We start from the raw sequence: 26,820 nt of genomic DNA, 5'->3' as shown, positions 1-26,820 counted from the left end.
TCCGCCTCTTCTCTTCTTCCTCAGAACGAAGCATCTGATATGAGCGAATTACATCACGAGTGTGGTGTTGCTGCCATTTACCATCTGTCGGGGCGTGGGCGAAGCCCACTGTGCACCTCCGACGGACCACGCCACATCTCGCGGTTGTTGCCGCGAATGCTGCTGGATATTCAAAATCGTGGCCAATTGGCCGCCGGCATGTCGACCTACGATCCCGATCGTGCGTCGCTGTTGAGAACGCGAAAAGACGTCGGGGCGGTGACCGAAGTCTTTCGGTTGAACCATCGTGCCAAGTCCGAATCGTTGATGAAGCATCTGGCCGGACGCGCCGCGATCGGTCACGTTCGCTACGCCACCTGTGGCCAAGACGATCGCAACTACGCCCAACCCTTTGAGCGTAAACATATTCATAAACGAAAATGGTTTAGCTTTTGCTTCAACGGACAACTCGCCAACTACGGTTTGTTGAAAGAGCGTTTGCTCGCCGACGGAGACCATCATCTGACCCTCGACACCGATACCGAAATCATCTTGCACGAGTTCGGTCGTCTGTTGAGCCATAGTCCCGAGCGGATTGATTGGATCGATGTTTTGCGGCAAGCGACGGCCGGGTTTGATGGCGCCTACAGTTTGGCGTTGTTGACCGCGGAAGGCGAGATGATCGTCGCGCGAGATCCGCTCGGGGTCAAACCAATGTGTTATGCCAACGAAGGTCCATTGTTCGCTGCGGCAAGCGAGAGTGTGGCCTTGTTGAACCTCGGGTTTTCGGACAGCCAGATCAAATCGTTGGCCCCCGGCCATGCGATCATCATTCACCCGGAAACCGGGTTTCGAATTGAGCGTTTCGCGGAAGAAAAATCGCCCGCGCACTGCTTCTTCGAATGGATCTATTTTGCCAATGTCGCCAGTACGTTGGATGATCGCAGCGTCTATCTCAGCCGCACCCATCTCGGTGAAGAATTAGCCCGCGCCGAACGCGCCTTGGGACGGGTCCCGCTCAATAGTGAGGACACGATCATTGTGCCGGTGCCCGATACCAGCAAAGCGGCCGCCGATGCGATGGCATTTGAGCTCTCGATTCCCTGTCGCGAAGGGCTGATTCGCAATCGTTACGCAGGCCGAACGTTTATCGAAGGGGGCGGAGCAAGGAAGGCCAAAGCGGCGGCGAAGTACACCCCGTTGCGGGAGGTCCTCGAAGGCAAACGTGTGATCTTGGTCGAGGACTCGATCGTCCGCAGCACTACCATGAATGTGTTGTTGGACCGTATCCGCGAAGTCGGCGGGGCGAAAGAAATTCACGTGCGAGTCGCCTGTCCCCCCATCGTCGCACCCTGTTTTTACGGGATCGACATGAGCACAATCGATCAATTGATCGCACCAAAGTACTTCGGTGTCGGTGGCGAATTGACGGATGAAGCTCAACAGAAATTGGCCGATGACTTGGGGGCCGATTCGCTGCGTTATTTGCCGGTTGACGCGATCGCTCGCGCGATTGGGTTGCCCGAAGACCATTTGTGTCGCGCCTGTGTCACTGGGAAATATCCCACCGAATGCGGCCAACATCTGTATCAAATCGCCTTGGATAATCGCGGCAATAATATCGATTCCAAACGCACCTACGAACAGCTTGCCGCGGCGCTCCAACAGAGCTAGAGCAATTTTAAAATTGACGTGGGATCCTAACCGTAGCTGCGTTCGCAAGAACGCGGTCCGCCGCAAGGGCGACACGAACCACATCAAAATTAAAAATGTTCTAACGGGACAAATTGCGCAGGAATCTTTGAGTTCAATCCACCGCCCTGTGACCCTTGCTTGGGTGCCCACGGGGCGGTTTTTGTTGCGGTGCGAATGATCGTGAAATGAACCCAAATCGGACGCTGCGGCGGTGACGTCCTTGCTTTCATGAAATCGAACCCATTACTCATTGATCTGATTCTGCAATCCACCGGTGCGATGGCCGTGGCTCAGACGTCGCCGATCCAGACGCTCTGGAGCGGGTACGGTGAAATCGTTCGCGTCAATCTGGTTCATGATCGGGCCACTTCGGGCCAGCCCGCAACGGTGATCCTCAAGCACGTCTCGCCGCCATTCAGCCAAGGTGTCTCGGGCGGTCAGCGTGGCTTGGGCGGCTCGTCGCATCCGCGTGGCTGGAACACCTGCGGGTCGCATGACCGCAAGCTGCTATCCTACGAGGTCGAGTCGACTTGGTATCGAGAGTTCAGTGCCCGCTGTGACGACGCCTGTCGCGTGCCCCACTGTTACGCCGCTCGCTCGCTCGATGGCCAATGGGCCTTTGTGCTAGAGGATCTCGATGCGGCGGGGTTCGCATCGCGACGGTCGAGTCTCGATCGAGAGGGCGTTTTTGTCGGGCTGAAATGGTTGGCCCATTTTCATGCCGTTTTTCTGCACGATTCGCTGGCCGGACTGTGGCCCATGGGAACGTATTGGCATCTTGCCACGCGCCGCGACGAATGGCACGCAATGGAACCAGGGGCATTAAAGGACGCCGCCGAGGCGATCGACGCGAAACTCAATGCATGTCGCTTCTTGACCGCCGTTCACGGAGATGCCAAGGTCGCGAATTTCTGCTTCACGGGGGATGGCACTCGCGCGGCCGCCGTCGATTTTCAATACGTCGGTACCGGCTGTGGGATGAAAGATGTCGCCTACTTTCTTAGCAGTTGCCTTTCCGAGTCCGAGTGTGAGCGTGGTGAATCGGATTATTTGGATTGTTATTTCCAAGCGTTGCGTCAATCGCTGCTCTCGACGGGCAAGGAGGTGGACGTTGAGGCGTTGGAGTTAGAGTGGCGAGCGATGTACCCTTTCGCCTGGGCCGACTTTACCCGTTTTCTATTGGGGTGGTGTCCCGGCCATCACAAACTAAACCGATATAGCCGCCGGATCACTGCGGATGTGCTGAAAACGTGTGGCTAAATGCCCGCGTTGCCTCGCCGCTGATGGGATCTCCGCTTGGCGGCGAACGAAGTTGTAAACGAGGCTTTCATGACCTACGTTTTACCTGGGAAGCGCCTTCTTTTCGCCGGAAAGGTGCCTGCCATTTCACGGGGAAAACGCCTGCTTTTACCGCGATCGCCCTGCTTTTACCGCGAATACCCTGCTTTTACCGCGAATACACTGCGCGTTGCAATCATGATGGGGGATTCCCATTGAAATTCACTGCGAAGGGACGGCCATGACCGACATTCCACTTGCTGCCGGGACCTACGAAGTCCTTCGCAACCGACTTCGTGATGCGTCGTCCGACCTTCGTGGGCGACTTTCCAAACTGAACGAAGAGCGGGCTGCAGTCTTCGGTAATATTGAAACTCGGTTGATTACCACCGAGCGTGTTACCACCGCTCATAATTGCATCCCTCGCGACTTGGTTTCGATCGGTGACAAGTTTCTGTTTGGCTACAACGTTCAATTTGGGCTGAAATCCGAGATTGAGCTCGCCGACGTGTTCTCGGTCTATCGATTCGAGAACCATCAATTTCACCAAGCATCCCTCGAGTTGATTGGCGACAAACGCTTCGCCAATGATTTCAACGAACTCTACCGGTTCTACAAAGGCACCGCTTTCGCTCGCTTCTTTCGCGTCGGTCCGATGTTGCATATGGTGTTTCGCGTTGGCAAGAACCCACGCGATATCAAGAGTTTTAAATGGCGAGTGACTCCCGATTCGATTGAGTATTTGGACAATCGTAGCGAGCACGAGGTGCGTGATCCGCAACAGCACGAATTCACTTGGACGCGAACGACACGTGACCAACACCATTATGGGACTCATCCCCATATCTCGATCGATGACCGTGTTTTTATCGAAACCGTCGGCGGTGATTTAACCGTCAAAATCGAAAATAACACCGATTCCGGTGAAGGCATTTATGCCGAGGCGGTTGATCATCGCGACCAAAAACTCGATGACGCCGAGATTCACTATGCCATCGTTGGTAATCTCGTACTGATGAAAGTGCGTCCGTATCAAGAGGCCAAGACCCGCTACATCGTCTTCAATGGGAAGATTCAACAAGCCACCCGGCTCGATGAAATCGAGCACGCGTGCGTGATGCTACCCAGTGACCAAGGGTTGATCTTTCCGGGCGGCTACTATTTGCAAACGGGGGAATGTAAACGGTTCGATCATGGGCTCCGCGACATGCGCTATCAACGCACGATCGCCGCAGCCAACGGTGAAGATTTTCTCTACCTGTTTTACAATCCTGATACGGGAACGTATGTGCAATTGCGTTACAACCTGATTCGCCAATCGGTGGAAACACCCTTGGTCTGTAGCGGGCAAACGTTGTTTGATGCGGGGGAGATGGTTTGTTTCAAGACGCAAGCGGAACCGCAAAAACATCATGCCATCCAGGTCTGGCAAACGCCGTTCACGAGTTCTAATTTTGTTCCTGAGAATCAAACTGATTCGCTGTTGTTCAAAATCGGGAACAAGGAAATCGTTCGCGGCATGGCCGAGTGCAGTGAACTGCTTCAATTGATCGACAAAGACGATAGCTACGATGGGTTGTACGTCGACTTGGTTAAGAAAGCGTCCGATGTGTTGGATAGTTATTTTTGGATCGACAAACCCGAGACAGAGAAGCTTTCCGAACCGTTACTACAAATTCGCGAAGCGGCATCGGCTGCGGTTGACGAATTTGAAAAAGTCGTACGGGTCCGTCGAGATACGCAGACACAAATCAATCAGGTCCAGCAAGATGTGCAAACGCTCGTCCGAGAGATCGAGCGTGGACGTTTCGAGTCGATTGAGAGCTTTGTTGATTTCCTCGCCAAGCTGCGGCTTCAACGCGGTCACGCCTTGGCCCTCAAAGAGCTCCGCTACGTCGATCTAGATGTCGTGCAAACGCTTGAATCCACAACGGCGGAACGCTCCGAGCGACTCAGTCGTCGCTGTGTCGATTTTTTGCTGACGCCTGGATCGCTCGATTCTTATCAAACTCAGGTCGGTGCGGCTGCGGAACAAGTCGAGCAGGTGGAAACGGTTTCCGAAGCCAAGAAACTAGGCGAGGTGATCGACGAGTCGGCTAGCCAATTGGAGTTGTTGACCGAAACGGTCAGCAATCTACGGATCGAGGATGCGACGAAGCGGACCGAGATCATCGATGCCATCGGGAACGTTTTTGCCTCGCTCAACCGCGTCCGCAGTTCGTTGAAGGCACGCATCAACGAGCTCGTCAGTGTCGAGGGGCGAGCGGAGTTTGCCTCGCAGATGAAATTGCTGCAGCAAACCACCGCCGGATATTTGGACGTCATCGACTCGGCCGAGAAGTGTGATGAATATTTGACCAAAGTGATGGTCCAGCTCGAAGAACTCGAAGGGCGGTTCGCCGAGTTCGACGAATTTATTGTTCAATTGGCTCAGCGGCGTGAAGAGGTCTACGCGGCGTTTGAGTCGCGGAAAGTCCAATGGACGGAGAAACGCAACCGACGCGCCGAGTCGTTGGCTTCGGCGGCCGATCGGATTCTCAAAGGGATTGATTCTCGCGTCCGGTCGATGTCCTCGGGCGATGAAATGGCCGCCTATTTCGCTGGCGATTTAATGGTCGAAAAGGTGCGGGACATTATCGCTCAGCTCACAGAGCTCGGCGATGCCGTTCGTGTCGAAGATCTGCAAAGTCGCTTGAAAACCATTCGCGAAGATGCCTCGCGACAACTTAAAGATCGTCAAGATCTCTACGAAGATGGCGGCGATGTCATCCGCTTGGGGCGACATCGGTTCGCCGTCAATACGCAGCCGCTGGATTTGACTACGGTGCTGCGCGGCGGGCAGATCTGTTTGCATCTGACCGGCACTCAGTTCTTTGAGCCGCTTCGTGACGAGGCCCTCGATGCGGCTAAAGATCTTTGGAATCAGGAGCTGGTTAGCGAGGATCCTAATGTCTATCGCGGTGAATACTTGGCCGTCGATTTGTTTGAAAACATGATCGCCGATCCCACCAACGCCATCGACCGGAAATCGATCGATGCGAAGTGGATGCAAACGCAGATTGCGGGGCGATTTAGGGAAGGCTATTCCAAAGGGGTTCACGATGTCGATGCCATTAAGATTCTGAGCCAACTCGTCGAACTCAATGGCTCGATTGGTTTGCTACGACATTCGCCCTCGGTGCGCGCGGCTTCGTTGCTGTGGTATACGAAATTGTTGGATGCGAAACAAAGCGAGGCGATGAGGGAGTGGATCGGTGGGTTTGCCAAACTCGCCAAGGCGTATCCTAACGCAAAGCCCGCGGTGCAATTTCGCCAACGGCTTGCGGAGCTTGCATCCTCGGACCGACCGCGTTGGGGATCGCTCTTTTCTAACCATGTCACCGAGGAACGGATCGCTGACTACTTGTTTGATCAATGGGTTGCGTCCGAGGACCAGCCGGCGGTCAGCAAACGGGCCTCCGACTTGTATCACGAGTTCACCGAAACGTTGCCAGCATCGGATCGCCAAAGGTGGCTCGATGTGTCGATCAAACGCAATCAAGCCGATCCTGTGGCGACGTTTATTTTGGCGCGGAATTGGGCGGAGGCGTTTTTGCAATCTCGCACCACAACAAATGAATTGGATCCCTCGGTATCGTACCTCGATGAGTTTGCCTGGCTGGTTCAAAGCGGCGGCGTAGGCTCGATGTCGGTCGTCGATGCTGCGGTCGCTCAAAAGCTGGGGTCGATGGCGGGAGCTCACCCGCGGATCGAAAAAGGCGAGATGCCGCTGCACTTTCACGAATTGCTCGACCGTGTTCGCGGCTACCGAATCGATGTCGTGCCGAGATTTCAACGGTTGCAGGAAACGAAAACACAATTGCTCGATGCCGCTCGTGAAGACATGCGACTTGATGAGTTCAAGCCACGCGTCTTGACCAGCTTTGTTCGCAACCGTTTGTTGGATGAAGTCTATTTGCCAATGATCGGCGACAATCTCGCGAAACAAATGGGCGCAGCCGGGGCGGACAAGCGGACCGATCGGATGGGATTGCTGCTGTTGATCTCTCCTCCGGGATACGGCAAGACGACGTTGATGGAGTACATTGCCAATCGGCTGGGCATCGTCTTTATGAAGATCAATGGGCCTGCGATCGGTCACGGCGTGACATCGCTGGACCCCGCAGAAGCGCCTAACGCAGCGGCTCGCGAAGAAATCCAAAGGCTGAATTTGGCGCTCGAAATGGGCGACAATGTGATGCTGTACCTGGACGATATCCAGCACACTCATCCTGAGTTTTTGCAGAAGTTCATTTCGCTTTGTGATGCGACACGTAAGATTGAAGGGGTTCGTAACGGCAAGACTCGCACGTTTGATTTGCGCGGTCGTCGGGTAGCGGTCGTGATGGCGGGAAATCCCTATACCGAAAGTGGGGAACGTTTCCAGATTCCCGACATGCTCTCCAATCGCGCCGACGTTTATAACCTCGGTGAGATCATTGGCGATTCCGCCGACGCGTTCGAGATGAGTTACTTGGAGAATTGTTTGACCAGCAACCGCACCCTGGCTCCACTCTCGACGGTTCCGATGGAAGATTCTCGAGCGATCCTTCGTGCGGCCGAGCGTGATTCGCTCGAAGGGATCGAGTTGGAAAGCAACTTGTCGATGGATCAAGTGCGTGAGATGTTCGAAGTCGTACGCAAATTATTGCGGGTCCGCGATGTCGTGCTAAAGGTAAATCGCGCCTACATTCGCAGCGCCGCTCAGGCCGATTCGTATCGCACCGAGCCTCCGTTTAAATTGCAAGGCAGTTACCGAAATATGAATCGCATTGCCGAACGCGTGGTGGGCGTGATGAATGAAAAGGAATTGCAAACCCTGATTATCAGCAATTACGAGCAAGATGCACAAACGTTGACGACCGATAACGAAGCCAATGTATTGAAATTCAAAGAGTTGATGGGGATTTTAACGCCGGCCGAAAAAGAACGCTGGGATGCGATCAAGTATGCGTTTGTGGAAAGTGTTCGAATGCAGGGCATGAACAGCGAAGACCAAGCGGGCCAATTGATGCGGCAACTCGGTGCGATGCGAGACGGACTCGAATCGATTCGCCAAGTTATCTCTCATGCGATCGCATCAGGAAGTGATGGGGCCGAAGAACGTATGGACGACCGGGTCGACCTGCTTCGCCAAAGCGTGACCGCCTCGCTGGCTCAGCTTTCTGATACGCTGCGTGCAACCAGTAAAAATCTGGAGCGGGTCAGCGAACAACAAGCTGCATCGCCACCCGACCAGAAGATTTTGGTCCAACATCGAGTGCCTCGTGTGTTGGCGGATCTCGTCAAAGGTCAGTTCCATTTGATGCAAGAATGGATGCGTCCCATTTTGACGGAGTCGCTCGAAAATGGTCGCGACTTAGAGAAACTGAAATCGCAGCTTGAAGCGATGCTCGCTCATTATTCACAGATGGAATCAATGATCGAATCGGGCAACGAAGGCTTGTCTCCGCCATCGTAGGGTTGGCTCGGTTCGTTGCGTGCCGCTCAACGTCATTTCGACATTGTTTGCGGCGGACGACGACCGTACTCGGGATCGTAGACTGGAATCCCCATTCCCTCCGGGGTTTGCCACGCGGGCTGGATTTTGTCAGTGACGTAGACGTAATACGGCGTCGCTTCGATTCCACCGCCGACGAAGGTGGGAGCTAGCCGCGTCATTCCCTTTTTTAGTGTGACTCGAAACGTGACTTCTTTGGCTCCCGCTGGGATCGGCTTGGTTTCGTTAATGTCGTCGATTCGCAAACAAGCCTGCTCAAACGCAAACGCGTTGCCATAATCGCCGTTGTTGATCCCCTTGTCCGCTTCGACGGGCCAGCGACGAAGGGAGATTTCGTACTCACCGGCATGTTCCACCTGCAACGCCCAATAGGCCGGCTTTGCCATTGCGCCGGAGATAATGTGAGGTTGATTCCAGGGCACCCGCTCGACGAGCCAATCATGAGACGACAGGGTCACGATCGGTTGCTGCGCCGATCCGATGATCATGTAGCTGGTCAAATTGTGCTCCGCGGAAACATCCGACCAAAAGCGTTCGTATTGATTCCGCAAACGCTGCAGCACCTCGGGATGCTCGCTGGCAATATTGTGTTTTTGTTTCGGGTCAACTTGGATGTCATAAAGCTCCTTGCCATCAACCAACCGCCAACGATCCGTCATCACCGCCGATTGACGCCATTTGACGGGATCGACTACTCGTTGCGACTCGACGACCAAGCTGCGGTCCGGCCAGCCGTCCGCATCGCCGTAGAGCAATTCTCGCAAACTCGATCCGTCAAACTTGATCTCGGGTGCGTCAAGCTGACATAGGTCAATGAACGTTGGCAAGATGTCGATGTGAGCCGTTAGTCGACTGATTTCTTTGCCCGCTTCGATGTTGCCGTTGGGCCAGCGGATCATGAACGGAACACGATGCCCACCGTCGTACTGAGACCCCTTTTTGCCTCGCATGTTGCCATCGTAACCAAGTCCTTTGACCAAGCCGGCTGCCGTGCCGTTGTCGGTGGTAAAGACTAGAATCGTGTCGTCGTGGAGGCCTTCGTCTTTAAGCAACTGGATCAATTTCGCCAGGTTATCATCGATATTGGTGATCATCCCATAGAATTCATCTGACGGCACATTGGGATCCTCTTTGTAGATGTCGGTGTACTTTGTCGGGCAATACAGCGGCGAGTGCGGCGCGTTGGTTGCGATGTAGGCAAAAAATGGTTTGTGTTTGTTGGCTTTGATGAATTTCATCCCTTCGTCGAACCACACGTCGGTGCAAAAACCGGGAAAGCGGTTTCGTTTTCCATTTTCGATATAGGTATCGTCGAAATAGTCATTGCCCCAATAATCGGGAGCCTGCATCACTCCGCCTCCGCCGTGATAAACGGCGTGAGTAAAACCGCGATCCTCGGGCCGAAACGGATAGACGTCGCCGAGATGCCACTTGCCGAACATGCCGGTCGCATACCCGTTGGCGGCAAAGAGGTCTGCCATCGTTTTCTCGCGAGACCGCAACAGATTGCGTCCTTGGATCGTATGCCACACCCCGACGCGATCGGAGTAACGCCCCGTCATCAACGCCGCTCGCGTTGGGGCGCAAGTGGGATCGACGTGATAGTTCGTCAAGAGCGTGCTTTCGGAGGCGAGCGCATCCATCGTCGGCGTTTTGATCCAGGGGTTGCCGTTGCACGCTAAGTCGCCCCAGCCTTGGTCGTCGGTCATCACCACGACAACGTTGGGCTGTTTTGCTTCGGCGAGGGTGGGCACGACCAGAACCGCCATTTCCAAGGCGATGGCTAACAATGGCATTCGATTCATGAGATTCTCGTCGAGGTTGCTACAGTCATTCGTGCGGTGGACGCAGACGGTGGACGCAGATCGTGAAGAGACGCCAGTGTATCATCACCGCGTCGTTCACGTCTCGATTTTCGGCGGAGCGGAACCGCAGTGCCTCGTTTCCCGGCCCTCGGTGCATCGCAATTCGAGTGAGGTAAGTCGTTGCTACAGATGGACTTGGGGGACGGCGCGGTCGGTAAATCGATGGAGAGCACGCCTAATGCCTCCGGACGCGATTACCCCTGGTGATTTACTTGGTGTGGATCGGCTTCGGCGATTGCGATCGGTTTGACGCCGAAGGTTTCGACTAGGATGGCGTAGAACGCCGGAACCACAATCAGCGTCAGGAATGTGGTCAGCAGCAATCCCACGATCATGCACCACGCGAGACCTTCCCATAGCGCGCCGCCACTGAGTGCTAGCGGAATCAGTCCGCCCACCGTGGTCGCCGTAGTTAAAAAGATGGGCAGCATCCGCTGCTTGCCGGCATCGATCAAACACTCGCGAAACTCGGCAATGCTTAAGCCGACGATTGGACCGTTGGCGGTTCCCGTATTCACTTTTGTGGTCGCACGCTCGGCGATTACGATATCGGCGAACTCAACAAAGATGATGGCAGTATTCAAGACGATCCCGAACAACGCCAAGATCCCAAGCTGAGGCATGAAGCCGAGCGACTTATCAAACAGAAACAACCCCAACCATGCTCCCGCTAATGCCAACGGCAGCGTGGACAGAATGATCAACGGCTTGGACCAACCGTTGTACTGGAAGATCAAACACAGCACGATCAATACAAAGGAGATAAGAAACGACGTCATCATTTGCCCACCCGCTTCGGCACTCTCTTCGAACGCCCCGCCCGGTTCGATCCAGTAACCGACCGGCAAACTTGCCTTGAGTGTTTTCATCGCATCCGAATGCAAAAGCCGCGAGACCACGTCGTTACCGGTCACGCCAGGTTCCATTCGCGAGCTCACCTCGATGGTCCGGTTCATATTGCGCCGGGCGATCTTGGCCAACTCAAACGTGGTTTGCAAGCTGGCGATGGATGACAACGGCACCTTGCCAAGATCCCCTTCGACAAATGATTCTTGCAATCCCCGAATGGATGCCCGTTGACTCGGTTTGAGCCGAAAATAGACAGGCACTTCATGGTCGCCCTCGCGAAACGTCGTCAATCGCAAACCGGAGTAATAAGAGTTCAGCGTCCGCGCGACTTGCGAGTTCGTGACGCCCGCGAGCGTGGCACGATCCTGGTCGACATCGACGCGGACTTGGTAGCCATCGGCGCCCCAGGAGTCGTTGACGTCCCAGGTTTCGGGTTGTTGGTCCACGAGACGCTTTAATCGGTCGGCGGTGGATCGCAGGACCGCAGGATCGGCAAATCCGTTCCCGGAAACCCGAAACACCAATGGATCCGCGGGAGGCCCGAGGGCTAATTGCAGCGGAACCACACGGGCCCCGACGATGGGCTCGATTCCAAGTTCCCGGTCGCCCCGTTCGGCGATTTCACGCACCTGTTCGGCGTAGCGTGTCGTCACAGAATTGTCGCTGGTGCGAACCAGAATCTCAGCATAGGTCCGCGTCTTCGGTTCGGGACTCCAACCGAGATGCCAGCGGGATCCGCCGCCGCCCACCATCGTGCGAAAGGATCTCAAACGCGCCGGCCGATGGTCGTCGCTGCGTCCCAGGGTGCGGACGATCTGCTCGACCTGTTTCGCCACCGCATCGGTTTGATCGATGGTCGCCGTTTCAGGCAGGATGACTTTGACCGCGAACTGAGTCCCATCGGCTTCAGGGAAAAATTCCGAGCTGACCGGCAACGTCATGATGCCCACAATCAACGCCAACGTGGCGATCGCCGTCAACCATTTCACCTTCACCGCCAATGCCCCCACGACGCCGTAGATCCGGTAGACCCAATTCTCGGACCGAGTGCCGGACGCGGTTTTCGAACGGGAATTCGATTCATAACCTGTGCGCCCGCGACCACGGAAATGCAACGCGAACCGCGTCATCGCCGTAGCGGCATTGACAACGGGTGATCCCGATCGGTTGCCCTCGGGGGCTCGAATGAAGAGACCGGCGAGGATCACACACAACGTCATTGCCAACAACCAACTGAGCGCGAGCGTGGTCGACACGGTGATGGGTAAGCTGTAGACGTATTCTTTTCCGCCGCCTTCGAGTGAGAACAACATCGGAATGAACGCGGCCATCGTCGTTAGCGTGCCAACTAACATTGGGATCGCCAGCGTATTAGCACCATCAATCGCCGCAGGAAACGGTTTCATCCCCGCCATTTGATTCGTGCGAGCTTGGTCACAAACTTGAACCGCGTTATCAACTAACAGCCCAAGTGAGATGATCAAGGCGGCGAGCGAGATTTGTTCCAATTGAACGCCCAAGGGAGCGACCAGCCCCAGCGCAATGAGCACCACGATTGGGATGTTCGCGGCCATCACAAACGAGGTGCGAAAGCCAACGACCAAATAGACGACCACCACCACGATCAAGACCGCTTCGATCACGTTGATAATCACGTCACGGATCTTTTTCGCCACACTTTCGGATTGATCTGAAACGGGGGTGACGGCAATGTCCGGTGGCAATCGCTGTTCGACATCCATCAACATCTGCACGCGCGCCTTGGCGGCCTCGCAAATGTCAATGATGTTGGAGCCCGACTTCATCGTGATCCCGAGCATCACCGCAGGAGTGACACCGGACGTGTCTCCGAAACGGCAGATGAAATCCGCCGGATCTTCGAGGCCTCGCGTCACCGTCAAACCAAGTTCGGCAAGCGGGACACTGTTGTCGCCACCATTGGTGCGAACGGTGCTGGCAATCTGTTGGATTTCTTGGACCGCGTTAAACTCGCCGCCCGTTTTGACGGCATAGTGGCCCGATTCGGTATCCAGTTCACCGCCGGCTTCGATAATATTTCGTTCGCGAGCCAACGTTGCAAGCTGCGCCGTGGTCAAACCGAGCTGGGACCAATTCGCGAGCTCCGTTTCGATATAAATCGCCTCCTCGCGTTGGCCGAACATGTCGACTTTGGCAACGCCCGGCAACAATCGCACCGCGTCTTGCACCGCTTCGGCGTGGATTTCCAGTTGACGAGCTGAATACCGATCCTGTTCCCGAACGTGATCGCGTCCATGCGATGGTGTTTGATGCACCGCCAATAACAACACGGCGGTATCACCAAACTCGTCGTTGACGACGGGGAGAATCTCGGGTTCGGGCATCGGCACGGTTTGCACACGCGCCCGCACCTTGTCCCACACATTTTGAATGTCGGCCGGTGCGACGTTGTCTTCGATCTCAACGAAAATAGTCGACTGGCCCGTCAACGTGGTCGATCGCGTCAGATCGACCTCCTCAATACTGATCAAACTTTGTTCGATCTTGTCCGTAATCAACTCCTCGACCGTTTCCGCAGACGCTCCGGGCCATGAGGTTGAGACAACACAAACGCGAATCGTAAACTCAGGGTCTTCACGCCGCGGGATGGTGACATAGGTCATCGCGCCGCAAGCCATCGCGAGCAACACGATCGAAATCACGATGGGGCGATACTTGACCGCCAAGGCAGGTAAAGACATTACAGCGACATCCCATCATCATTGCCCAAAACAGGCTCGGGTGCATTCGTTGAAGATTGTTCGGCCCGCGTCGTCCCAACGATCCGAACCGGTTCATCGTCTCGCAAATAGTGGACACCGCCAACGATCACCTGCATCCCATCGACTAAGGCGGGCGATTGGATCTCGACCCGCGAACCGGCATCCAGATTTCCTGCCTGTCTCAGCTGGACCGCAAGCTTTTTCGCATGACCGTCTTGAACGACGAACAAGAACATCTCGCCCGACTCTTCGTAGATCGCTTCGATTGGCACATGGAAACCAACCGCCATTTCGCTGTTCGACAGATCCACCGAAACCAAATCGCCTGGGCGTAGCATCCATTGGGCGCCCGCGTCTAAAACCACCGATTCGCCATCCCACGCGGACGCTGCGGAAGGACCGCTTTCCAATTCGCCGATGTAGATGGTGTTCTGTGGAAGTATTTCGCGATTACCCTTGTCATCCAAGAACGACACCGACCGAAAAACCCAATTGCCTAGAAACGGAATCCGCAAATCGTTTTCTGTTAAACGTTGACGACGGACTTTCAGGATCTTGGGAAAGACATCGTCGAGTTTGGCATTGATGACCCGATAAACGAAGGCACCTTCGTGATCATGGTGGATCGATTTCTCTTCCACCAACGTCACCTCAGCGGGGGTCCCCATCATACGATTGAGTTTCAGGGGCCAAATGTCTTCGGACCTTGCCACGGTATCCTCTGAAATTGAATCCGGCAAACGATCACGAAATTTCTCATTCAGCAGCAGTAGCCTCATCGTGAACGTTCGTGTGCTCGGATCGGCGCTCGGCGCAATGCTGTAGATAAACGCATTGACGTGCCGCATCGTGCCATCGGGCAATGGGAACGCCGCAGGCAAATTTCGCCGCTGACGGATTTGACGTGATTGTTGCGACGACAACTCAACCTCGACATTGATCGGGTTGGTCATCTGTAGCCTCAGAACGGGCGACCCCGCCGTGACAACGCTGCCAGGCACCACCATCACCTCGGCGATTTGGCCTTGGTAGGAGCCATACAGGGTTGTGTTTTTTAAGTCGCGCTCGGCGTCACGCAACACTTGTTGAGCACGTCGGATTTCGGATTCGGCGGACTTCAATTCCGCTTGGGCTTGTTTCTCGCTTGCTTCGAGGGAACGTAATGCGGCTTGTCGCGTCTGCACCAAATTCTCCGCTTGGTCGTATTCGGATTGCGAGGCCGCTTGCTGAGCATTCAATTTTTGCATTCGCTCAAATTCGATTTGCGCCAGTTTTAAATCTGCCGCGGCCGATTCGATTTCCACCGGCAATGCCTCGTTCAAGCGAATCTCGATGCTCTCCTTTTTGCGTTCGGCAACCTCGACGTTCGCCGCTGCCGACTCGACCGCAATGTCGTACTGAGCCGTTTCGATTTGGGCGAGCGGCGTGCCTGGTTGAACTAAATTCCCCTCAGGATCCACGATCCGCCCGTCCACATCCAAGCCGGGCTCTAGTACCCATTCGAGCCGTCCAGAGACTTCAAAACCGAGGTCTTCGGACTTCCACGATTTGACGCTGCCAGACGCCATGAACGACGACGGAGGCATCGCTTTAACCAACGTCATCACGGTCACCGGTTGAGCCGCCTTGTCGGCAAATTCCATCGCTGGTTTTTGACAGCCCAACATCGAGACGAAACCGCAGAAGACCAAATATTGAAGTTGCCCGATCGGGGGCGCCGATCGGGGGTTATCGACTTGCATTTTCGGCTCCTGGTGAGGTTTGCTGCAACAAACTCGCAAGCGTGCGCTGAAGCAGCGGTCCAAAGTCGACACGGAATTCACTGTATTTCGCGTCTTCGAGTATGGCGGCAAGTTGGTCGCTGGGATGGGCGATGGGCCACAACCCAGCCACCAACGCGTGATACTGAAACAGAAAATCTTTGGCGGCGGTGATCGAAAGCTCGGGCAGCGAATGGTGAATCAGCGATACAAAGCGATGAGTCGGTTCCAATAGCGACTCTTTGAATTCCGTAATCGCTTCGTCTGATAGATTGCGTTCGAGCACGAGCGCTAGCACCACCTTTAAACGACACAATCTCGGCCGCAGTAGCAACTCGTTAACCAACACCGCTGCGACACGCTCAGGCGTGGGACGGCGAAGTCGGTGGAGTCGTTTTTCGAGCTCATTGAGCCACGATTCCAGCTCGTAACCATAGAGTGACAAAAACACTTCTTCTTTGGTTTTGACGTAGTGATACAAACTTGCTTTGCCCACGCCCGCTTGCACGGCGACATCCCGCATCGTGATTTCAGCAAGTTCTTTCTCGTCAAAAAGCGACGCCGCCGCATCCAAAATTGCCGTCATTCGCTCGGCTTTTTGAGCCGGTTGTCTCGCACGTTGCCAATTCATTCAAAGGATCTCCTGTGACCTCGCCAACCGTAATCAACCCGCGGTCGTCTATTTATCGACCGTCGGTCGGGTATAGTTTAGCCAGCTCGCCAAGAAGGTGTCCAGAGGCGCCAAGGCCACGGCGGCATGGTAGCTAGCAATCGAGCTCGACCGGGATGCTACGCGTTGTGCTAAGCAGCTAGGCAGGAATCCTTGGGAGAAATCCCATCAGCCGTTCGGGCGTTGGCCTGGGGGGCGGAATCGTCGGTATGGACCGAGCATTTCGTGACGGCATTTTTGTTCCGCGATCTTTGTCGTGAAGGCTTTGTCGTGAAGGCTTTGGCTTCATCCCGAAAGGATTCTTAGCGATTGGCCGGGCGTAAGCGTAGCGGCATCCCCGGAATCCGAACCGCTGGCCTTGCGGTGGTGTTCGCTGCGTTTAAACCACCGGCGACTGTCGGTCGTCCCAGCGGGATGAAAATTGCGCAAACCACAAAAAACACAACCCCATCTTTTGCACAGCCCAGCGTTAGCCCCGGTTGAACGTGGGAGCCGCCGCTAGCGGCAAAACGGCTAAGCTGCCGAAAGACTCCTGCCTACCTGCTTAAAACCGTGCGACCGAATCAAGGGGCGGGTGTGAAGGGCCAGACCTGGGGAATGATCAGCATCGAGACGACAAACACAATGATGCTCAAAGGGAAGCCGAAGCGAAGGTAGTCCGTAAAACGATAGCCTCCAACGCCGTAGACCATCGTGTTCGTTTGATAGCCGATCGGGGTTAAGAAGCTTGCCGATGCCGCGATCATCACAGCGATTACGAAGGGGGCGGGATCGACGCCCAGCTTGCCCGCCGTGGTAACGGCGATCGTGAACATCAAGACGGCCGCGGCATTGTTCGTGATCAATTCGGTGCAAATCATGGTGGCAATAAAGATCGCTGCCAACGACCCGAGGTTGCCTCCCCCAGCAATGCTGAGCATGCCGTTGGCGATCGTATCGGCCGCCTTGCTCTGTTCCAGCGCTTGCCCGATTCCGATTGCAGCTCCGATCACGATCAACACCGACCAATCGATGCTGCGGCGTGCCTCCGAAGCGGTGCAGCAGCGAAACACGATCATCGCGATCGCCGCGATCAGGGCCGAGGTCATGATGGAGACGGGCGTTAGCGTTGCCGCCACCACCATCGCCAACATCACTCCGATCGACAGCCACGCGAGTTCGGGGCGTCGCACCACTCCTTTTTCGACGGTGCTGACCAGATAGAAATCATGTGATTCGCGGCGACGATGCAAGAACGAAGGGGACGCTTCGAGCAATAAAACATCGCCGACTTCGAGTCGCACCTCGCCGATTTTCCCGGTCAATCGCCGGCCACCGCGAGCCACGGCGACGACGGCCGCATTGTAGTGGGAGCGAAACTTTCCTTCGCGAATGGTTTTGCCAAGCAGGGCACAGCGCGAGCTGACCACCGCTTCGACAAGGGTGCGTTGCCATGCCGGCACACGCAGTTTACGGGCTTGGTCATCCGGGATCGTCAAGCCGCGAATTTTTCGCATGTCAACGACGCTGTCCAACGCTCCGACCAGGATCAGCACGTCATCGCCGCGCAAGACCTCGTTGGGTTTTGCGGCTGCAATGATCCCATCGGCGCGTTGTATTTCGGCGACGTAGAGCCCCGGCAAATGCCGCAGTCCGGCTTCGTGCAGCGTCCGCCCCACGAGCGGTCCTGAGGAATCGACTTCCATTTCGACGGTGTATTGGCGAGGGTCATCCGAAACGCTGACCGCCGCTTGGCGTTCGGGAAGCAGCCATCGCGAGCAACCGATGATGTAGATCAAGCCCACGATCGCTGCGGGAATCCCAACGGCTGCGGGCTCGAAAAATGACATCACGTTGCCGTTGAGCTGTTCGTACTTGTCTTTGACGATCAGGTTTGTGCTGGTCCCCATGATCGTACACATGCCACCAAGAATCGCAGCGTACGACAGCGGCAGGAGCAGACGACTACTGTTGACGGAAACTCGTTTGCTGAGATCTCCTACCACCGGCATCAACGCCGCGACGAGTGGCGTATTGTTTAAAAATCCGCTCAGCGCCGCGACGGGAACGAGCAACCGGACTTGCGCATCGACGACGTTCTTGGCTTTGCTGAGCAACCAACCAGTGGCTAATTCGGTACCTCCGGTAAATTCCAGACCGGCCACCACCGCAAACAGCAGCGCGACCGTAATCAATCCTTTATTGCCGAAGCCCATAACCGCCTCCTCGGCGGTCGGCAGCAGCGTCGAACCGCTGATCTCTTGGGCGAATATGATCACGCCCAGGAACATCAAGGCCAACAAGTCGGTCGCCGCCACGCGCATCGCCAAGCACACCAGCAGTGAGCCAGCGACGATGACGGTCAACCATGCTTCCCAAGTCTCCATCGACGTTGATTAAGCTCGCTCAGGAAAGAACTTTTGCAACGTTGCTTCACTTGGAGCCTTGGTGACCAGCGAAACGACGATGGTTGCGACGGCGGAAGCGATAAACATGGTTGCAACGGGCATCGTGTGAATGACTCCGTCGCCCCAGGGGATGTCGACAGACCAATTTTCGATCGAGGCGAAGTTGGATTTGGCAAACAACACGCTCCAGGTGACAAAGGCAGTGAGCACGCCGGCATAGGCGCCCCACTTGGTCAGCCCACGCCAATACACCGCGAGCAACACGAGAGGAAACAGGCTGCTGAAACCGCTAAAGCACCAAATTCCAAGCTGGAACACGCGAGCTTGAGCGACGTCGGTCAAGCTAAGCAAGTACGTGATCGCGACCACCGCAACGATAAAGCATCGCGAGATCATCACGATTTGCCGATCGGTAAAGCGATCTTTGCCAGCGTAGTGGACCACGATATCGGTGGTAAACATCGTTCCAATGCAGAGGAATTGGCTATCGAGGCTGGACATGATCGCTGCCAGAATGCCCGCCAGCAAGAAGCCACCAAGCACGTCGCCGGACAGCGATTTGACCATGAAACCCAATACCTTATTGGGCTCCGCGGCAATCGGTGGTGGAATGTTAATCAGCCCGCTCGTGGCCCAAACTCCGATCAACACACAGGGGATCCAAACAATCAAAATGAACACCGGGTGCGCGACGATAGGCAGCTTGAAAGCGCTGCCACTTTTGGCCGTCAACCAATGCTGGAATAAGTGAGGGAACATCCCGACCGAGAAGGGGATCAGCATGTAGGTGAAGAACAGCCACGGGTCCAATCGTTCGCGGGTGCGGAATTGAGCGGGCGCTTCAACCGATTCAAGCTGGTCTTTCAGAGCGACTTCGTCGCGAACGCGTCGTGACTTCGGTATCTCTTGGCTGACGATATGCAGCGAGTCAAAAAAGCCGGTCGGCGGTTCGGTGCGAACGACCCGTGCTCCATCGCGAATCTCGTGTGCACGTCCATCGGCGACCGATTTCTCGGCGAGATTCGTGGCGATCAAATAGAACGCCACGACGCCTAGAATCATAAACACAATCGTTTGAAACGTGTTCGCCCAGGCTGTGCCTCGCATCCCGCCAAAGAAAACGTAGACGAGTACCACCACGCAAATCACCAGCTCGGTAAGCCAAGGAGGAATCCCGCCGTTCTCGGTCAAAGCTGGGAAATCACCTCGCGTGGCTCCCTCGATCGCTTTGCCCGCCGAGACGACTCCGACCAACAGGTACGGGACCACGAGCGCCACAAGGATGGGGAACAACACCAAACCAATGTTATTGCTCTCGAGTCGGTCGCGGAAAAATCCGACCTGCGTTGTGTATCCGTATTTCTTTCCCCATGACCAAAGCTTGACGCCTAAGACAAAGAAGCAAAGGGAGTGGATGATCCCCGATGAGGAGGCTAGCATCGCATAGACTCCGACCCCTTCGGAGAACGCTTCTCCGGTGGAACCGACCAGCGCAAAGCCGGTCATCGTCGTGCCGAACAACGACATTAAAAGCAGGAATGGGCCAATCGAATGACTCGCCAACATGTAATCTTTTGAAGTTCCTTTGAACAGACGCGACGAAAACACGCCGAGGAACAAGAGTAATCCAAGGTAAACACCGATGATGGTGACTTTGATCATTCCAGGACTCATACCGCACCTTCCTCTGTATCCGTGGACGCTTCGACTTCATCTTCGAGATGTTGAGGCCAGATAAACGTTACGGCCATAAACCAAACCACACTTGCCGCGATCGAAATCCCCGCGTGATAGGCCAGTGTGAACGGAATGAATCCCAAGACCAATCGATCGTTGCCCCAATTCCAAACGTCTTGATGGATTACCACCAAGAATAGGATGAGACCCCAGACAATGTATTTCATAAAGCGCACTCTAGGTTGGATAGGGAGCGAGTACCGACGGCGGGAGAAATTGAGCTTCGCATTGTAGTGGAATTCTTATCGAGCACACGATGCCAGGCTCAACTTCGGTTTTACCACACCACAAGTCGATCAGGGAGCGATCTCGATGGCACAAACCGCAAAGCACCTCGGACCTAGCGTCCACCGCCAAGCGGGGTGCGTTTTAACGGCGACGTTTCGACGAAGACTCCAGTCATGCATCCGCTCTAATAAGACCGCTGGGTTCAATCCCGTAAAGAAATTCCGATTCGAAACCGCGTGATGGACGAGTGATTGAAGTTCAGCTTCGGGGACTTGCGGCAACTGGGGTAACGTATCGGATGAAACAAAATCGGTGATCAAAATGCTCGCCCCCCGATCTTTGGTTAAGGCAGCGATGCCCCCCAAGTGGCCGTCGCGAACCGACAGGATCAAGTCGCTGCAACCGGGGTGCTCCGCCCCCACGGCCATCACCACCGAATCGATCAACTGAGATACTAAGCAGGTCGAGACAACGACGTCCCATCGCCCCAGTTCGATCTGGGGCGGGAATTCGCGTGCCAACTCAGATAACTCGCTGATTTGGTCGTGCGAAATCGAACGCTGAGCTTGCAGGGCATCCAGCGTGGGCAGGATGCCCGACAAATCCACGCCAGCCTTGAGCGTGATGCGGCGAGCGATCGCTTGGGGTAATCGGCTCACGCATTGCTGGAGCGCCGCCGTGTCGAGATCGACTAAGCAAATCTCGTCAAAATGGTTCGCCAAGATATCCAGGTCAAGATCGTTGCCGTTGCCAGCCCCCAGCACACACAGGCTGGGGCGCGTTGAATTTGCAGCGCCCGCGATTACGCCCATGACATGACGTCGATGCTCGGCGAATCCGGCACGGTCACCGAACGTACCTTCATTTCGTTTGTAGTGAACGTTTGCGATCGGTGAAGGTGACGGAGACATGCTGGGAACGAGTCGCGTGCGTGTGTGTGGGAAACGCATTGAGAATCAACCTCGATCGGGAACGACATCCCCGATGTATCGAAAGTATACTTGTCCTTAACAAGCAACTCTTAATCCTACTCTTAATCTTAATCGCGTCTGCGCAACCGCGCTGGATCCGGACCCAGCGGAGGAGATGAGGGTAAGAACAAGATTGCGATGAAGAATCAAAACGAGACAAAGCCATGCGACCGTTTCGATCACGAGAAACTGGATATCGTCATTCACCTGGGATCGCCGGTTACATTCAAGTGAACCTGTGTCAAAGTGGCGTGAATCATGGGATCAGAGTCCTCTTTCTCCAAAGTCCTCGCTTGTTTAGGAGCGAGGGGGCACCTCGGTGCGAGGTTGTTGAAGCTCATCTCCGCAAACCCACCTTCTTGTATCTATCATGAAACGATTTCCCCGTGCCCTGGTTCGCTTTTTGAGCTTAGCGGCGGCGTTTTTGTCGACCTCCGTGTGCGCTGAAACGCCCCCCAACATCGTCGTGATTTTTATCGATGACATGGGCTATGCCGACATCAACCCGTTTGGTGACGCCCGGTGCTCGACTCCTCACTTGGATCGCATGGCCGCAGAGGGACGTCGATTTACCGACTTTGTGGTTTCATCGGCGGTTTGTTCCGCTTCGCGATCGGCGCTGATGACGGGGTGTTATCACCGTCGCATCGGCATCTCAGGTGCCCTGGGGCCAAAATCGGAAATTGGGCTCCACGAAGCGGAAACGACCTTGGCGGAAGTTTGTCAATCGAAGGGATATGCCACTGCGATTTTTGGCAAATGGCACTTGGGACATCACCCCAAGTTTTTGCCGACTGCGCATGGCTTTGACCACTTCTACGGCATTCCCTATAGCAACGACATGTGGCCGCTTCACCCTGACTTTTTGGCCCGACGCGAGAAAAATCCCCACGCCAAGTCGCCTTGGCCCGATTTACCGATGATTTCGTCAACGCGTGAAGCGGGCTACCAGATCGTCAACCCGAAGATCCAGCCAGCGGACCAGGAGCAGATGACGAAACAGTTCACCGAGCGAGCTGTGGAGTTCATCCGAACCCGTGCGGATCAGCCATTTTTTTTGTACCTGCCACATCCCATGGTTCATGTCCCGCTGTATGCCTCGGATGAGTTCAAGGGGAAAAGTGGGCAAGGCGTTTTCGGTGACGTGGTGATGGAGGTCGATTGGTCCGTGGGCCAAATCATGTCCGCCCTCGATTCGATCGGTGCCGCCGAAAACACGCTGGTGATCTTCACCAGCGACAATGGGCCTTGGTTATCCTACGGGACGCATGCTGGATCCGCTGCACCGCTTCGCGAAGGTAAAGGCACGATGTTCGAAGGGGGCTGTCGCGCGCCGACGTTGATGTGGTGGAAAGGCAAAATCCCGGCTGGAACCACTTGCGACCAACTGTGCAGCACGATCGATGTCCTACCCACGGTCGCGAAGTTGATCGGGGCCGAGTTGCCTTTGGCTCCATTGCCCGGTTCCCAATTACCCGAGTCCACTCGCCGTTCGCTGAAGATCGATGGCAAGGACATTCGCCCGCTGATGTTTGGTGACGAGGGCGCGAGCTCGCCCCACGAAGCCTTTTACTGCTATTACGCAGGCGGCGAACTTCAAGCGGTTCGCAATGAGCGTTTCAAACTGATGTTTCCTCACCGCTACCGAACGCTCGATGGGCGCGAGGGCGGAGAAGGGGGTAAGCCGACCGCGTATCAAATGACTGAAATTGGCTTGTCCTTGTTTGACCTGGACAATGACGTCTCCGAAACGACCGATGTGAAAGAGAGGTTCCCCGCCGTCGTCAAGGAATTACAGTTCGCAGCGGAGCGGGCGCGGCAAGACCTCGGTGACAAACTCACCCGGCGCAAAGGATCCGGGCTTCGCGCCTCCGGCAAACTTGAAGCCGGTGATGAGCGTTTGCCACTGCAGTGGTGACGCGTTTGGGAGTCGTCAGCGGATCGGAGTTCCAAGGGCTCGCATTTTGCGTAGCCCTGTATGCCATTGAAGCGTCGTGACTACGCTTCGTCGTCGCTATCACCAGTATCGAGATCCGATTCCGGCGGGGTCGCCGAAGCGTCATCGACGCTGGCGTCGGTCGCTTCCTCGTTGGATGCAACGGCGGTGCCCTCAGTGACTGTCCCCTCGATGACGGTGCCCTCGGTGACGGTGCCTTCGATCACTTCGCCCTCGACGACAGCCCCTTCGACTTCGTCAGATTGCTCTTCGGGTGGAACTCGCACGACCGCGATCAGACTGTCACCGCTGTCGACGTTCATGATTCGCACGCCTTGGGTGTTGCGTCCGATGACGTTGATGTCGGCGGCCTTGATCCGCTGGATCTTGCCTTTTCCGGTCATCATGAATAATTCGTCTTCGTCGGTCACTCGCGCGATTCCGATTACGGCCCCGTTTCGCTCACTGGTGCGAATGTCACGGAGTCCCTTCCCGCCACGCTTTTGCGTGCGGTATCGCGAGCCCGAGGCGCTGCTTTCCTCTTCGGGAGCATCCGCTGAGTCGGTCTCGGGGGCATCAGCGTCCTCCGCTTCGACCGTTGCATTGGGGCCGAAATGGGTGCGTTTGCCGTAGCCCTTTTCGCAAACGGTCAAGAGGGTCGCTTCAGGGTCTGCGACAACCATGCCAACGACTCGGTCATCGCCGACCAATCGGATCCCCTTCACGCCGGAGGTGTTTCTTCCCATCGGCCGCGCATCGGATTCACGGAATCGAATCGCCATACCGGAACTGGTAACCAGGATAACTTCGTCTCCGGGGCCGATCACCGCAGCGTCGACGAGCTCATCTCCCTCGCGAAGTTTGATCGCGATGATACCGCCTTTCTTGGGGCGACTGTATTGTTCGAGCGGCGTTTTCTTGACCAATCCACTGCGAGTGGCCATGACCACGTAATAGCCCGCTTGGTCGAAATCGCGAATTGCTAGACACTCCGCGATCTTCTCGTCGGCTTCAAGATTCAAGAGATTGACGATCGCACGTCCCTTGCTGTCGCGAGCAAGTTGCGGCAGGTCGTAAACCTTTTGCCAACGCACCTTGCCGACCGTTGTCAGGAACAACAGGTAGGCATGCGTGCTGGCGACAAACAGGTGCTCAATCGGATCCTCTTCATCCGTCTTGGCTCCTTTGAGCCCCTTGCCGCCGCGACGCTGAGTGTTGTAAACGCTGGTTGGCGTTCGTTTGATATAGCCGCGATGGCTGATCGAGACGACCATCGTTTCTTCGGGGATCAGATCTTCAAGATCGATATTACCAAGCTCTTCACCACTGATTTCGGTTCGGCGTTTGTCGCCAAAACGACGCTTCATCTCTTCGAGATCATCCTTGATGATCCCATTGATTCGCTCTTGGTTACCGAGGATATCGAGGTAATCGACAATCTCGGTTAGCAGCGCCGCATGTTCACCGGAGAGTTTCTCTTGCTCGAGGTTAACCAATTGGCCGAGTGTCAAACGCAAGATGGCATCGGTTTGAACGCTCGTCAATTTGTAGTTTTCCGCCTCACCTCGCTCGAGTACAAATTGGTCGAAACCGCTATCTCCGAGCGCTCGTTTGAGCATCGAAGAGGGGCATTCGATTTCCATCAATCGCACCTTGGCTTCGGCTTGATTGGCACTGCTTCGGATCGTCTTGATGATCTGGTCGATATCCGTCAGGGCGAGCAGCAAGCCTTCGACGGTATGCTTTCGGCGACGCGCGCGGGCCAACAAGAATTGAGTCCGGCGACGAATCACCGTGACGCGATGTCGCAAGAATTCTTGCAACATTTCCTTGATCGTTAACTCGCGAGGCTTGCCATCGACCAGCGCTAGGAAGATCAGCGAGAAGGTGTCCTGCAGCGGCGAGTATTGATAAAGCTGGTTCAGAACGACATCGGGATCGGCATCCCGCTTCAGTTCGATCACCAAGCGAACCGGTTCCTTCAAGTCGCTCTCGTCGCGAATCCCGGAGATTCCCTTGATCTTTTCGCCGTTGACCAGCCCCGCAATCTTTTCGATCACGCGGTCGCGGTATTGTTGATAAGGAATCTCGGTCACGATGATGCGTGAGCGATTTCCTTTCATCTCTTCGATACGGCAGCGTGCCCGGACGACGATGGTGCTTCGTCCGGTCTTGTAACCGCGACGAATTCCCCCGCGTCCACAGATGATTCCACCGGTCGGGAAGTCGGGGCCTGGGATGATCTCACAGATCTCGTCGATGGAGGTCTCGGGATGATCCACCAAGCGAATGAGCGCCTCGCAGACTTCCGTGGGGTTGTGCGGAGGGATGCTTGTCGCCATCCCGACCGCGATCCCGCCGCTACCATTGATAAGCAGGTTGGGGTACCGACTCGGAAGCACGGTCGGTTCGGTGCGCGCTTCATCGTACGTCGGAATGAAGTCGACGGTGTCGAGCTTCAAGTCATCCAACATCGATGCAGCCACCGCACTCAAGCGAGCTTCGGTATACCGCATCGCCGCCGGTGGCAGCCCCGCGATACTACCGAAATTCCCCTGCTTGTCGATTAATAGCGATCGCAGGTTCCATTCCTGGGCCATTCGCACAAGCGTCGGATAGATCACACTTTCCCCGTGCGGGTGATAGTTACCCGACGTGTCACCTGAGATTTTTGCGCATTTGACCCGTTTGCTGTTGGGGCCCAGATTGAGGTCGTTCATCGCGACCAGAATCCGCCGCTGGCTGGGCTTCAAGCCGTCGCGGACATCGGGCAACGCACGGCTGACGATGACGCTCATCGCGTACGTCAGATAGCTCTCACGTAGCTCGTCTTCGATCGGCAAATCGACAAGACGGAACGCGCCCGCGCCGCCATCAATCCCATCTCGGTAGTCGTCCGGGCCTTTGTTCTCGCTCGCGCCGTCTTCTTTGCTAGTTTCGTCTTCTGCCAACGTCGTGACCTAAAAGGAGTGCTGGGTGCGAAAAGTTTGTGTTGAGCTGATTTCGTTTTAAAACGGGGGCTGACCCTCGCTTGCGAAGAGTCAGCCTCGGTTTCAAAAAAAGGCTGCCAAGAGCCCGTATTTCAGCCCCAAAATGTACCAATTTTCCGGTTCGTTCACAACGACCCAGACGTCTCAGGGGGTTGTCGCAAATCCTTACATACCAATTACTTGCGACCGATCAAT

At 55.5% G+C, this 26,820-nt stretch carries 13 protein-coding genes; 4 read left to right on the top strand and 9 right to left on the bottom strand.

Annotation, left to right across the window (positions count from 1 at the left end):
- Nucleotides 1-39 precede the first annotated feature (39 nt).
- The 3 genes from Pla52o_RS14505 (at nucleotide 40) to Pla52o_RS14495 (ending at nucleotide 8,452) form a co-directional block, all read left to right on the top strand.
- Nucleotides 40-1,653 (top strand): amidophosphoribosyltransferase, encoded by a 1,614-nt coding sequence (locus Pla52o_RS14505; protein ID WP_146595345.1) that lies wholly within the window; start codon nucleotides 40-42, stop codon nucleotides 1,651-1,653.
- 249 nt (nucleotides 1,654-1,902) lie between these two features.
- Nucleotides 1,903-2,934, top strand: a complete 1,032-nt coding sequence (locus Pla52o_RS14500; protein WP_146595344.1) for an oxidoreductase family protein — start codon at nucleotides 1,903-1,905, stop codon at nucleotides 2,932-2,934.
- A gap of 259 nt (nucleotides 2,935-3,193) precedes the next feature.
- Complete coding sequence (locus tag Pla52o_RS14495; protein ID WP_146595343.1) at nucleotides 3,194-8,452, top strand: DNA repair ATPase; 5,259 nt, start codon at nucleotides 3,194-3,196, stop codon at nucleotides 8,450-8,452.
- A 32-nt stretch (nucleotides 8,453-8,484) separates the two neighbouring features.
- On the opposite strand, the gene Pla52o_RS14490 is transcribed toward Pla52o_RS14495, so the two are convergent.
- From Pla52o_RS14490 to Pla52o_RS14455, 8 genes are all read right to left on the bottom strand, one after another.
- Nucleotides 8,485-10,296 (bottom strand): arylsulfatase, encoded by a 1,812-nt coding sequence (locus tag Pla52o_RS14490; protein WP_146595342.1) that lies wholly within the window; start codon nucleotides 10,294-10,296, stop codon nucleotides 8,485-8,487.
- Nucleotides 10,297-10,550: 254 nt separating this feature from the next.
- Nucleotides 10,551-13,925 carry an efflux RND transporter permease subunit gene (locus tag Pla52o_RS14485; RefSeq protein WP_146595341.1) on the bottom strand — a complete coding sequence of 1,125 codons (3,375 nt, stop codon included), beginning with the start codon at nucleotides 13,923-13,925 and terminating at the stop codon, nucleotides 10,551-10,553.
- Nucleotides 13,925-15,688: an efflux RND transporter periplasmic adaptor subunit gene (locus Pla52o_RS14480; protein ID WP_390620880.1), complete on the bottom strand. Its 1,764-nt coding sequence runs from the start codon at nucleotides 15,686-15,688 to the stop codon at nucleotides 13,925-13,927. The genes Pla52o_RS14485 and Pla52o_RS14480 overlap by 1 nt, the downstream gene beginning before the upstream one ends.
- Complete coding sequence (locus Pla52o_RS14475; RefSeq protein WP_146595340.1) at nucleotides 15,675-16,337, bottom strand: TetR/AcrR family transcriptional regulator; 663 nt, start codon at nucleotides 16,335-16,337, stop codon at nucleotides 15,675-15,677. Before Pla52o_RS14475 ends, Pla52o_RS14480 begins: the two co-directional genes overlap by 14 nt.
- A gap of 602 nt (nucleotides 16,338-16,939) precedes the next feature.
- Nucleotides 16,940-18,742 carry an SLC13 family permease gene (locus Pla52o_RS14470; protein ID WP_146595339.1) on the bottom strand — a complete coding sequence of 601 codons (1,803 nt, stop codon included), beginning with the start codon at nucleotides 18,740-18,742 and terminating at the stop codon, nucleotides 16,940-16,942.
- 9 nt (nucleotides 18,743-18,751) lie between these two features.
- A complete protein-coding gene (locus Pla52o_RS14465; protein WP_231612344.1) occupies nucleotides 18,752-20,437 on the bottom strand; it encodes a sodium:solute symporter family protein in 1,686 nt (561 codons plus the stop codon).
- Nucleotides 20,434-20,667, bottom strand: a complete 234-nt coding sequence (locus Pla52o_RS14460; protein WP_146595338.1) for a DUF3311 domain-containing protein — start codon at nucleotides 20,665-20,667, stop codon at nucleotides 20,434-20,436. The genes Pla52o_RS14465 and Pla52o_RS14460 overlap by 4 nt, the downstream gene beginning before the upstream one ends.
- A gap of 129 nt (nucleotides 20,668-20,796) precedes the next feature.
- Nucleotides 20,797-21,678, bottom strand: a complete 882-nt coding sequence (locus Pla52o_RS14455; protein WP_197169250.1) for a hypothetical protein — start codon at nucleotides 21,676-21,678, stop codon at nucleotides 20,797-20,799.
- A 391-nt stretch (nucleotides 21,679-22,069) separates the two neighbouring features.
- Here Pla52o_RS14455 and Pla52o_RS14450 point away from each other — a divergent pair, with 391 nt between their 5' ends.
- Entirely contained in the window at nucleotides 22,070-23,617 is a 1,548-nt protein-coding gene (locus Pla52o_RS14450) for a sulfatase family protein (RefSeq protein ID WP_146595336.1), read from the top strand.
- Between the two features lie 80 nt (nucleotides 23,618-23,697).
- On the opposite strand, the gene gyrA is transcribed toward Pla52o_RS14450, so the two are convergent.
- Nucleotides 23,698-26,514, bottom strand: coding sequence for a DNA gyrase subunit A (gene gyrA / locus Pla52o_RS14445; protein WP_261343354.1), 2,817 nt, complete (start codon nucleotides 26,512-26,514; stop codon nucleotides 23,698-23,700).
- Nucleotides 26,515-26,820 lie beyond the last annotated feature (306 nt).

The sequence above is a fragment of the Novipirellula galeiformis genome (assembly GCF_007860095.1).
Classification (GTDB): Bacteria; Planctomycetota; Planctomycetia; order Pirellulales; family Pirellulaceae; genus Novipirellula; species Novipirellula galeiformis.
This window is presented reverse-complemented; position numbering and strand designations above follow the sequence as displayed.